General features: G+C 69.1%; 9 protein-coding genes and 1 pseudogene. 7 read left to right on the forward strand and 3 right to left on the reverse strand.

Annotation, left to right across the window (positions count from 1 at the left end; translation table 11 throughout):
• Both C5O18_RS02675 and rfbD read left to right on the forward strand, forming a co-directional pair.
• On the forward strand, window positions 1-228 hold a 228-nt coding region (locus tag C5O18_RS02675; protein WP_146089181.1), incomplete at its 5' end, for a dTDP-4-dehydrorhamnose 3,5-epimerase family protein.
• Window positions 225-1,139, forward strand: a complete 915-nt coding sequence (gene rfbD / locus C5O18_RS02680) for a dTDP-4-dehydrorhamnose reductase (RefSeq protein WP_105191323.1) — start codon at window positions 225-227, stop codon at window positions 1,137-1,139. The genes C5O18_RS02675 and rfbD, both read left to right, overlap by 4 nt.
• On the opposite strand, the gene C5O18_RS02685 is transcribed toward rfbD, so the two are convergent.
• On the reverse strand, window positions 1,108-2,430 hold the full coding sequence (locus tag C5O18_RS02685; protein WP_105191324.1) for a TolC family outer membrane protein: 1,323 nt from the start codon (window positions 2,428-2,430) through the stop codon (window positions 1,108-1,110). The genes rfbD and C5O18_RS02685 overlap by 32 nt on opposite strands.
• Before the next feature lie 269 nt (window positions 2,431-2,699).
• Here C5O18_RS02685 and thiC point away from each other — a divergent pair.
• The 4 genes and pseudogenes from thiC (at window position 2,700) to parE (ending at window position 7,657) form a co-directional block, all read left to right on the forward strand.
• Window positions 2,700-4,558 (forward strand): annotated as a pseudogene (gene thiC / locus C5O18_RS02690) (phosphomethylpyrimidine synthase ThiC).
• 2 nt (window positions 4,559-4,560) lie between these two features.
• The gene (locus C5O18_RS02695) at window positions 4,561-5,181 is read left to right on the forward strand and encodes an NUDIX domain-containing protein (protein WP_105191325.1); all 621 of its coding nucleotides are present in this window, start codon (window positions 4,561-4,563) and stop codon (window positions 5,179-5,181) included.
• 5 nt (window positions 5,182-5,186) lie between these two features.
• A complete protein-coding gene (locus C5O18_RS02700) occupies window positions 5,187-5,771 on the forward strand; it encodes a DUF1249 domain-containing protein (protein WP_158249246.1) in 585 nt (194 codons plus the stop codon).
• Complete coding sequence (gene parE, locus C5O18_RS02705; RefSeq protein WP_105191327.1) at window positions 5,768-7,657, forward strand: DNA topoisomerase IV subunit B; 1,890 nt, start codon at window positions 5,768-5,770, stop codon at window positions 7,655-7,657. Before C5O18_RS02700 ends, parE begins: the two co-directional genes overlap by 4 nt.
• Before the next feature lie 78 nt (window positions 7,658-7,735).
• On the opposite strand, the gene C5O18_RS02710 is transcribed toward parE, so the two are convergent.
• Window positions 7,736-8,470, reverse strand: coding sequence for an SIMPL domain-containing protein (locus tag C5O18_RS02710; protein WP_158249247.1), 735 nt, complete (start codon window positions 8,468-8,470; stop codon window positions 7,736-7,738).
• Between the two features lie 217 nt (window positions 8,471-8,687).
• Here C5O18_RS02710 and parC point away from each other — a divergent pair, with 217 nt between their 5' ends.
• Window positions 8,688-10,916 (forward strand): DNA topoisomerase IV subunit A, encoded by a 2,229-nt coding sequence (gene parC, locus C5O18_RS02715; RefSeq protein ID WP_420884464.1) that lies wholly within the window; start codon window positions 8,688-8,690, stop codon window positions 10,914-10,916.
• A 24-nt stretch (window positions 10,917-10,940) separates the two neighbouring features.
• Here the strand turns inward: parC and C5O18_RS10320 are convergent.
• A partial coding sequence (locus C5O18_RS10320; RefSeq protein ID WP_158249248.1) for a hypothetical protein occupies window positions 10,941-11,452 on the reverse strand: 512 nt, incomplete at its 5' end.

Raw genomic sequence — 11,452 nt, forward strand, 5'->3', positions numbered from 1 at the left:
CATGGCTTCCTGGTGCTCGATGGTCCGGCCGACGTGCTCTACAAGGTCACCACCCATTACCACCCGGCATCCGAGCAGGTGCTGCGCTGGAATGATCCGGCACTGGCCATCGTCTGGCCGCTGGCTGCCGAGCCGCTGCTGTCGGCGCGCGACCGCGCCGGTCTGCCGCTGGCAGCCTGCAAGCCGCTGCTCGCCAATGGCCGCGATGCGCCGGACATGACCCGGTGAACATCCTGCTGCTCGGCCGCGATGGTCAGGTCGGCACGGCCCTGGCGCCATGCCTGTCCGCCCTGGGCCGGGTGACCGCCCTCGGCCGGGCCGATGCCGGCGGTGATCTGACGGATATCGATGGCCTGCGGGCCGTGGTGCGCGCGCTGAGCCCGGGCGTCATCGTCAATGCGGCGGCTTATACGCGGGTGGATCTGGCCGAACGCGAGGGCGAGCTGGCCATGGCCGTCAATGCCGTCGCGCCGGCCGTTCTGGCCGAGGAGGCTGCGCGCCTGGGCGCCTGGCTGGTGCACTACTCCACGGACTATGTCTTCGACGGCAGCGGTGAGAGACCCTGGCAGGAGGCTGATGTCCCCGCGCCGCTCAATGCCTACGGCCGCAGCAAGCTGGCCGGCGAGCGGGCGGTGCATCAGGGCTGCGCGCGGCATCTCCTGTTCCGCACCAGCTGGGTGTGTTCTCCGCGTGCCGGCGGATTCGCGGATGCCGTGCTGCGGCAGGCGCTGGACGGAAAGCCGCTATCGGTGGTTTCGGACCAGGTCGGTGCGCCGACCACGGCGGCGCTGGTGGCGGAGGTCACGTGCGGCGTGTTGCGGCAGGTGCTGGATCGTGCCGATGACGGCCTGGCGGGCTGCTACCACCTGGCGGCGGCGGGCGAGGTCTCGCGTCTCGGCTATGCCCACCATGTGCTGGCGCGGGCACAGGCGGCCGGCCTGCCGCTGCGCACCGGGCCGGAGCAGGTGGCTGCGGTCGCCAGCGCGGATTTTCCGTCACCGGCGCGGCGCCCCCTCAACTCCCGGCTGGACACCAGCCTGCTGCGCGCGCGCTTCGGCCTGATCCTGCCGCCCTGGCAGGACGGCGTGGATCAGGCCGTGGATGCGCTTACTGCTTCGTGGCGGTCAGCCAGCCGTTGACCTGGCGGATGGCGTTCTCGTCGAGCATGCCGACCGCGGCCTGCAGGCGCAGCGTGTTGATGACGTAGTCGTAGCGGGCATTGGCGTAGTCGCGACGGGCGCCGTAGAGGTTGGTCTCGGACAGCAGCAGGTCGACGATGTTGCGCGTGCCCACCGAGTAGCCGGCCGAGGTCGCGTCGTAGGCGCGCTGCGCCGAGGCCTCGGCGCGCTGGCGTGCCTGCAGGCGGGCGCTGTCGGCCTTGACGGTGAGGAAGCCGGTGCGGGCGTTGTTGACCACCTGGTGCTCGCTGGCGCGCGCCTGCTGGCGCGCGGCTTCGGCCTGGTAGCCGGCCTGCTTGACCGAAGCCGCGGTACGGCCGCTGGCGAAGACTTCCCAGTTGGCCTCGATGCCCACGGTCTGCGTGGTGCCGGAGGAAAGGCTGATCGACGGGTTGCTGGTGGAGCCGTTGTCGCGGTCGCTGTAGCTGGCGAACAGGTCGATCTGCGGCAGGTAGGCGCCGCGCTGGACCTGCACGTTGCTGTCGGCGGCGGATGCGTTGTGGCGAGCGGCCAGCAGCGCCGGATTGCGTGTGCGTGCCATGTCGGCCCAGGCTTCGGCATCATCCGGCACCGGTGCCAGCGTGGGCAGGCTGTCGCGCAGCTGGTCGAGCTTGCCGATGCGCTGGCCGAGAGCGGCGTACAGGGTTTCGCGGGCGCTGTTGAGCTCGATCTCCGAGCCCAGGCGCTGGGCCACGGCGCCATCGCGCTGGGCTTCGGCTTCGATGACGTCGGTGCCGGCGATGAGGCCGACCTTGAAGCGGGCGTCGGCCTGTTCGCGCTGGCGGTTCAGCCCGGCTTCCTGGGCCTGTGCCAGGGTCAGGTTGTCGGCGGCGCGCAGGACATTGAAGTAGGCTTCGGCGATGCTCAGGAAGCGCCCCTGCAGCTGGTCGTCGGCGGAGGCCTCGGCCTGCGAGCGCTGGGCCTTGGCGGCCTTGTGCTGGTGCCAGGTGTCCCAGCGGAACAGTGGCAGGGTGGCCTTGGCGGTCCACTGCGTGCTGTCGTAGTCGGCCTTGCCGGTGCTCTGCTGCTTCAGCGTGTTCTCGCTGATGCTGCCGCCGATCACCACGCGCGGCAGCAGGCCGGCCCGGGTGATGCTGGTGCCCAGTTCGGCGGCCTGTCGGGTGGCGCGGACGGCGGCGAGGTTGGGGTCGTTCTGTTCGGCGAGCTTGATCACGGCGAGCAGGTCCAGCGCGAAGGCCGGGGCGGGCAGGGCTGCCATGACTGCGAACAACGGCAGGAAACGCAGACGCATGGAAGAGACTCTCCGGTAGGTGGGGCCAGTATGTTTTTGGCCGGCATGCAGCGGGCACGGTCGTGTGCGGCAGACTATGCGCTGGGCGTGTACCGCGCAAGCATCATCTGTGCCATGCGCGGCCGGGTCATCAGGGTGTCGTTCCGGGGTGCTTTCCGGGCGGCCTCCAGACCAACGCCGTGTTGTTCCCGCCAGCCCCCCCGCTATATAGTGGCAGACCGCATGACGGCTGCATGACGCCGTTGCCTTGCCAGTCGCAGGATATCCGCATGAATTCGCCAGAAACCGCCTTCCTGAGCGAGCACGCCCAGGTCGATGCCGCCGCCATCCAGCCTTTGCCGAACTCGCGCAAGGTCTATGTCACCGGCTCGCGGCCTGACATTCGTGTGCCGCACCGAGAAATCAGCCTGGCCGACACGCCGACCAGCTTCGGCGGCGAGAAGAACGCGCCGGTGCTGGTCTACGACACCTCCGGCCCCTACACCGACCCGGCGGCGCGCATCGACATCCGCCAGGGCCTGCCGGCCGTGCGCGAGGCCTGGATCAGCGAGCGCGGCGACACCGAGCAGCTGGGCGGCCTGTCGTCGGCCTTCGGCCTGCAGCGCGAGCGCGACATCGCCACCGCGCACCTGCGCTTCGGCCATCTGCGCCGTCCGCGCCGTGCCGCCGGCGGTGCCAACGTGACGCAGATGCACTACGCCCGCAAGGGCATCGTCACGCCGGAAATGGAATACGTGGCGATCCGCGAGAACCTGCGCCGCGAGGCGCTGGCCGATGCCGGCGCCGCGCACGGCCTGCTGCACCACCAGCATCCGGGCCAGANAACATCAACCACGTGGAGCTGGAGCCGATGATCATCGGCCGCAACTTCCTGGTGAAGATCAACGCCAACATCGGCAACTCGGCGCTGGGCTCGTCGATCGACGAGGAAGTCGAGAAGATGACCTGGGCCATCCGCTGGGGCGGAGACACGGTCATGGACCTGTCCACCGGCAAGAACATTCACGAGACCCGCGAGTGGATCATCCGCAACTCGCCGGTGCCGATCGGCACGGTGCCGATCTACCAGGCTCTGGAAAAGGTCGGCGGTGTCGCCGAGGACCTGACCTGGGAGCTGTTCCGTGACACCCTGATCGAGCAGGCCGAACAGGGCGTGGACTACTTCACCATCCACGCCGGCGTGCTGCTGCGCCATGTGCCGCTGACCGCGAAGCGCATGACCGGCATCGTCTCGCGCGGCGGCTCGATCATGGCCAAGTGGTGCCTGGCGCACCACCGCGAGAACTTCCTGTACACGCACTTCGATGACATCTGCGACATCATGAAGGCCTATGACGTGTCGTTCTCGCTCGGCGACGGCCTGCGCCCCGGCTCCATCGCCGATGCCAACGATGCCGCCCAGTTCGGCGAGCTGGAAGCGCTGGGCGAGCTGACCAAGGTGGCCTGGAAGCACGATGTGCAGGTCATGATCGAAGGCCCTGGCCACGTGCCCATGCACCTGATCAAGGAAAACATGGAGAAGCAGCTCGAGTGCTGCGACGAGGCGCCGTTCTACACCCTCGGCCCGCTGACCACCGACATCGCGCCCGGCTACGACCACATCACCTCCGGCATCGGCGCCGCCATGATCGGCTGGTACGGCTGCGCCATGCTCTGCTACGTCACGCCCAAGGAACACCTCGGCCTGCCCAACAAGAAGGACGTGAAGGACGGCATCATCACCTACAAGATCGCTGCCCACGCCGCCGACCTCGCCAAGGGCCATCCGGGCGCGCAGCTGCGTGACAACGCGCTGTCCAAGGCGCGCTTCGAGTTCCGCTGGGATGACCAGTTCAACCTGGCGCTGGACCCGGACACCGCGCGCGAGTTCCACGACGAGACGCTGCCCAAGGATGCCCACAAGGTCGCGCACTTCTGCTCCATGTGCGGACCGAAGTTCTGCTCCATGAAGATCACCCAGGACGTGCGCGACTACGCTGACAGGCTGGAAGCCGGCGAGCTGGCGACCGATGCCGCGCAGGGCTCAGCGGCGCCGGTCGCTGACGGTGCGGCCGAGCAGGCCGCCGGCATGGCCGAGAAGGCCGCCGAGTTCCGCCGTCAGGGCGCCGAAATCTACAAGGTGGTGTGATCATGAGCGCTGGCGACTTCACCCGCGACGACGTCGAGATCCGTGAGCGCCAGACGCTGTTCCAGGGCTTCTACCGTGTCGACAAGTTCTGGCTGCGCCACCGCCAGTTCGACGGCAGCATGGGCCCGGAGATCAATCGCGAGATGTTCGTGCGGCCGCCCGCGGTCGGGGTGCTGGTCTACGATGCCGTGGCGGATCGCGTGCTGCTGATCGAGCAGTTCCGTGTCGGCGCCCTGGCCGATGCCCATCCCTGGCAGTACGAGGTGGTGGCCGGGCTGATCGAGCCGGGCGAGTCGCGCGAGGCGGTGGCCGTGCGCGAGACGCAGGAGGAGGCGGGTGTCAGCCTGCGCGAGGAGGACCTCGAGTTCGTCTGCGAGTTCATGCCCAGCGCCGGCGGTTCGGACGAGCGCTTCGCGCTCTACGCCGCGCCGGCCGACCTGTCGCGCGCCGGTGGCGTGCACGGTGTGCCTGACGAGGGCGAGAACATCCGCGTCAACGTGATCAGCTTCAACCAGGCCATGCAGCTGGTCGGCAATGGCCGCATCAACAACGCGCCCTGCATCCTGGCCCTGCAATGGCTGGCCCTGAACCGCGCCCGCCTGCAGCAGAAGTGGGGGCACTGATCCGGATGCTCCAGCGCTACACCGTCGATCTGGCGGGCATGCATGCCCTGTACGAATGGAATTACGCGCGCCTGCAGAAACTGCTGCGTGGCGCCGGTGTGCACGAGCGGCTGGGGCCGGTGGCGCCGCTGGAGTTCGAGTGGATGCTGCCGGGGGATGCCGATCCCGATGCGCCGGCGGCCGCTGTGGCCGATCACCCCGTGCTGCAGCTGGCCCGGGTCGAGCGCACCCGCTACACCGAGACCTGGCGCCTGGCCCAGCTCACCCGCACCATGCCCTGGTGCCCGGAGCTGGACATGGAGGTCAGGCTCTACCATGACGCGCGCATGGCCGATGTGCTGCGTTTCCAGAGCGCGCGCCGCATTCCGGCTGTGGTGCCGGCCGCGCATCCGGCCGGCTGGCGCGTCAACGAGAAGCAGCTGGTCAACCGTTTCCTCGGCGACTGCCTGGGCCTCTGCCTGACGCACGGCCTGCCGCGCGACCCGCGCCTGCGGCCCGATTACTCCGCCTGGGATGCGCCATCGGCCTGGTCCGCCCCGGCGGACTGCAACGACACAGAAGAAGACCGTGAACCGGAGAATGTCCAATGAGCGGCTACAGCGCGGCATCCATCGAGGTCCTGTCCGGCCTTGACCCGGTGCGCAAGCGCCCGGGCATGTACACCGACACCACGCGGCCCAATCACCTAGTGCAGGAAATCCTCGACAACTCGGTGGACGAGGCCCTCGGCGGCTTCGCCGATGAGGTGCGGGTGACACTGGGCACCGACGGTTCGGTGGAGGTCAGCGACAACGGTCGCGGCATGCCGGTGGACATCCATCCCGAGCACGGGGTGTCGGGTATCGAGCTCATCCTCACGCGCCTGCACGCCGGCGGCAAGTTCTCCGGCAAGAACTACAAGTTCTCCGGCGGCCTGCATGGTGTCGGCGCCTCGGTGGTGAACGCGCTGTCGTCCTTCCTGGAAGTGACGGTGAAGCGCAACGGGCAGCTCTGGCGCATGACCTTCGCCGGTGGCGACAAGGTCAGCGAGCTGGCGGTGGTCGGCGAATGCGGCAAGCGCGCCACCGGCACCATCGTGCGTTTCCTGCCGGACCCGAAATATTTCGACTCGCCCAAGGTCTCGCTCAGCAAGCTCAAGCATGTGCTGCGCGCCAAGGCGGTGCTGTGCCCCGGCCTGCGCCTGATCTTCGAGGACAAGGCCAGCGGCGAGACCGTCGAATGGCATTACCAGGATGGCCTGAAGGACTACCTGGCCGAGGCCACCAGCGAGTGGCCGCGCCTGCCCGAGCAGCCCTTCCTGGGCCAGTTCGAGGCCAGGTCGGAGGCGGTGGACTGGGCGGTGCTGTGGCTGCCGGAGGGCGGCGATCTGACGCAGGAGAGCTACGTCAACCTGATCCCGACCATTCAGGGTGGCACCCACGTCAACGGCCTGCGCAGCGGCCTGCTGGAGGCGCTGCGCGAGTTCTGCGAGTTCCGCAACCTGCTGCCGCGCGGCATCAAGCTGGCGCCCGAGGACCTCTGGGACCGTTGCGCCTTCGTGCTGTCGCTGAAGATGCAGGACCCGCAGTTCGCCGGCCAGACCAAGGAGCGCCTGTCGTCGCGCGAGTCGGCGGCCTTCGTGTCCGGTGTGGTGAAAGATGCCTTCTCGCTGTACCTGAACCAGCACACCGATGTCGCCGAGCAGCTCGCGCAGCTGGTGATCAGCTCGGCGCAGCGGCGCCTCAAGCAGAGCAAGCAGGTGGCGCGCAAGAAGATCACCAGCGGCCCGGCGCTGCCGGGCAAGCTGGCCGACTGCTCGGGCAGCGACATCAGCCGCAGCGAGCTGTTCCTGGTCGAGGGCGACTCCGCCGGCGGCTCCGCCAAGCAGGCGCGCGACCGCGAGTTCCAGGCCGTCATGCCGCTGCGCGGCAAGATCCTCAACACCTGGGAGGTCGACAGCGACCAGATCCTGGCCTCGCAGGAAGTCCACGATATCGCCGTCGCGCTGGGGGTGGATCCGGGCTCCGAGGACCTCTCCGGCCTGCGCTACGGCAAGGTCTGCATCCTCGCCGACGCCGACTCCGACGGCCTGCACATCGCCACGTTGCTGTGCGCGCTGTTCGTGCGCCACTTCCCGGTGCTGGTGCGCAACGGCCACGTCTGCGTCGCCATGCCGCCGCTGTTCCGCATCGACCTCGGCAAGCAGGTCTTCTACGCGCTCGACGAGGCCGAGAAACAGGGCATCCTCGATCGCCTGGAAGCCGAGCACAAGCGCGGCAAGCCGCAGGTCACCCGTTTCAAGGGTCTGGGCGAGATGAATCCGCTGCAGCTGCGCGAGACGACCATGGCCGTGGACACGCGCCGCCTCATCCAGCTCGTGCTCGACGAAGACGAGCAGACGCGCGAGACCATGGACATGCTGCTGGCGAAGAAGCGCGCCGGAGATCGCAAGAGCTGGCTCGAGAGCAAGGGCAACCTGGCCGACGTCGGGGTCTGAGGTCCGTTCTTCGCCATCCGCCCGATCCTGCCGGGGCGGATGGCGAGTCCCTGCCAGCCCGCAGCGCGCGGGCTGGCATCACTCGATGAAGAACTGCACCCGGGTGACCACGCGCACCTTCTTCATCAGCGATGACTCGGCGTCGTAGTCCGACACCGGCGAGCTGATCGAGAACAGGCCCTGGGTCGCGCTCTTGATGCCGCCGACCTTGACGCCCGAATCCTTGGCGAAGGTGTCCGCCGCCTCGCGCGCGTTCGCGGTGGCGGCCTTCAGCATGGCCGGCTTGATGCGGTTGAGGTCGGTGAAGAAGTAGCGCACGTAGCTGTTGTCCAGCACCACGCCGGCGGCCACGAAGGCATCGGTGGCGCGGCTGGCCTGATCCACCTTGTCGACATCGGCGGTCTCCACCAGCACGCCGCCGTTGGCACGGAAGCGCTGGTTCGCCGGCGGCAGGTTGCCGCCGTTGCCGTAGCTGTCGAACAGCGACAGCGGCTGGCGGCGGATTTCGCTGTCGGCGAAGCCGGCGGCCCTGAGCTGCGCCTCCAGCGCGGCGACCTTCTCGGCCCAGGCCTTGTTGGCGCCGGCGGCATCGGCGCCGAAGGTGGTGAAGCCGAGCTGCCAGCTGGCCTGATCCGATTTCACCACCTGCTCGGCGAGTCCGCGGACCTCCACGGCCTGGTCGAAGTGGCGGGCATCGCGGATGGCGCCGGCGATCAGCGCGCCGCCGAGCGCGGTGCCGGCGGCGAGGATGAGGGCGAACAGCAGGGCGGTGCTGCTGCGCGGCTGGTTGCTGCGTGACGTGGTGTCCGGCATGAGGTGCTCCGGTGCGTTCGAGGGGCGGGCATCCGATGCTCCGCCGGCCGTGGCCGCTTGTCCAGCGCCGGCGGACGGCCGGGGGTCGCGTCCTGCCGCCGGCATGGTCTACCATGCCCGCTGGCTTGTCCGCGTCCCGAGGCGGATGCCCAGCAACAATGCACGCTCAGAGCGCGTGCGCGATGACAGGAAACAGGCTGGATTCATGACCGATACGCTGCTGCCCGCCGCCGGCGAGGGAACCGAACAGGTCCCGCTGCGCACCTATACCGAACAGGCCTACCTCAACTACTCGATGTACGTCATCAAGGACCGCGCGCTGCCGCACATCGGCGACGGCCTGAAGCCGGTGCAGCGCCGCATCGTCTACGCCATGAGCGAGCTGGGCCTGCGCAACTCGGCCAAGCACAAGAAGTCGGCGCGCACCGTCGGCGACGTGCTCGGCAAGTACCACCCGCACGGCGACTCGGCCTGTTACGAGGCCATGGTGCTGATGGCGCAGCCGTTCAGCTACCGCTATCCGCTGGTCGACGGCCAGGGCAACTGGGGTTCGCCGGACGACCCCAAGTCCTTCGCCGCCATGCGTTACACCGAGGCGCGCCTGTCACCCTACGCCGATACCCTGCTGGCCGAGCTGGAGCAGGGCACGGTGGACTGGCAGCCCAATTTCGACGGCACGCTCGACGAGCCCTGCGTGCTGCCGGCGCGCCTGCCCAATCTGCTGCTCAACGGCACCACCGGCATCGCCGTGGGCATGGCCACCGACATCCCGGCGCACAACCTGCGCGAGATCGCGAAAGCGACCGTGGCGCTGCTGCAGGACCCCGGCATCTCGCTGGATGAGCTGTGCGAGTTCGTGCCCGGTCCGGATCTCGCCACCGCGGCCGAGATCATCACGCCGCGCCACGAGCTGATCCAGATGTACGCCACCGGTCGCGGCGGCTTCCGCATGCGCGCGGTCTACGAGATCGAGGATGGCGACATCGTGGTGACGGCGTTGCCGCACCAGGTCTCCGGCGCCAAGGTGCTGGCGCAGATCGCCGAGCAGATGCAGGCCAAGAAGCTGCCCTGGGTCGCCGACCTGCGCGACGAGTCCGACCACGAGAACCCGACCCGTCTGGTGATCGTGCCGCGCTCGAATCGCATCGATATCGAACAGCTCATGGGGCACCTGTTCGCCACCACCGACCTGGAGTCGAGCTACCGCGTCAACATGAACGTGATCGGGCTCGATGGCCGTCCGCGCGTCATGGGCCTGCGCGACATCCTCGGCGAGTGGCTGGAGTTCCGCACGCTGACCGTGCGCCGGCGCCTGCAGCACCGTCTCGACAAGGTGCTGGCGCGCCTGCACATCCTCGAAGGCCTGCTGATCGCCTTCCTCAACATCGACGAAGTCATCGCCATCATCCGCTACGAGGAAGAACCCAAGGCCGAGCTGATGGCGCGCTTCGGGCTCTCCGACCTGCAGGCCGAGGCCATCCTCGAGCTCAAGCTGCGTCACCTCGCCAAGCTCGAGGAAATGCGCATCCGCGGCGAGCAGGACGAGCTGGCGAAGGAGCGCGACCAGCTGGAGAAAACGCTGGGCTCGCACGCCCTGCTGAAGAAGCTGCTGGTGAAGGAGATCGAGGCCGATGCCGCGAAGTACGGCGATGACCGCCGCTCGCCGCTGGTGGAGCGCCGTGATGCCGCCGCGCTCAGCGAGTCCGACCTGACGCCGGCCGAGCCGGTGACCGTGGTGCTGTCGGACAAGGGCTGGGTGCGCGCCGCCAAGGGCCATGACATCGACGCCGCCGGCCTGTCGTACAAGGCCGGCGACCAGTTCCTGGCCAAGGCCGAAGGCAAGAGCAACCAGTCGGCGCACTTCCTCGACTCGGCCGGGCGCAGCTATTCCGTGCCGGCGAACACCCTGCCGTCCGCGCGCGGCCAGGGCGAGCCGCTGACCACCAAGCTCAATCCGCCGCCGGGCGCGCGCTTCCAGGCCGTGCTCATGGGCGATGCCGCGCAGCCGCTGCTGCTGGCGACATCGGCGGGCTACGGCTTCATCGCCACGCTGGGCGACCTGGAGGCGGGCAACCGCAACGGCAAGGCGATCCTGACCATTCCGGACGGTGCCGAGGTGCTGCGGCCCGAGCAGGTCGCCGATGCCGCCGCCGACAGCCTCGCCGTGCTCAGCAACAGCGGTCGCCTGCTGGTGTTCCCGGTGTCCGAGCTGCCGCGCCTGGCCAAGGGCAAGGGCAACAAGCTCATGAACCTGTCGGCGAGCGAGGGCGAGGTGCTGGTGCGGGTGCTGCCGCTGGTGGCGGGCCAGAAGCTGACCGTGCATGCCGGTGCCCGCCACATGACGCTGACGGCGAAGGATCTGGAGCACTACCAGGGCGAGCGCGGCCGTCGCGGCCAGAAGCTGCCGCGCGGTTTCCAGAAGGTGGATGACCTCAGCGTCAGCTGAGGCCGGCCGCGCAAGGGCGATGGCTCAGGCCGGCAGGTCCGGGCCGTTTTCCGCCGTGCCCGTCGACAGCGGCACCAGGCGCTCTGCCTGTGCCGCCACGGCGGCGTCGGCTTCGGCCTCGAGCGTGACCAGCGCGGTCGCCAGCAGGCGGCCCTGGCCTGGAATGTCCAGCTGCACGCAGGTGCCCCAGCGCGCCCGGCGCGCCACGCTGCCGGGCAGCTCGGGGCGGCCGCTCACCAGCAGCTGCTGTGCCGGCGCGGCGCACGCCAGCAGCGCCGGAATGTCCACGCTCTCCGCCTGATCGCCAGGCCGGCAGTGCAGGCCCGCTTTCATGGGCAGCCACAGCAGGCCTTCCGCCTCGCGGGCCATGCCGGCCCGCTCCGCCAGCCGCAGCGCCAGCGCCGCCGCGCACACGGCCTGCCAGACACGCTCCGGCTGCTCCACGCCGGACAGCCTGAGCAGGGCCGGCTCCTGGCTGCTCATGGCGCGCACGAGCTCGCCGCCGGACAGGCGCGCGACGCGCTCCAGCAGCTGGT

The organism is Amnimonas aquatica (assembly GCF_002943415.1).
Lineage (GTDB): Bacteria > Pseudomonadota > Gammaproteobacteria > Pseudomonadales > Moraxellaceae > Perlucidibaca > Perlucidibaca aquatica_A.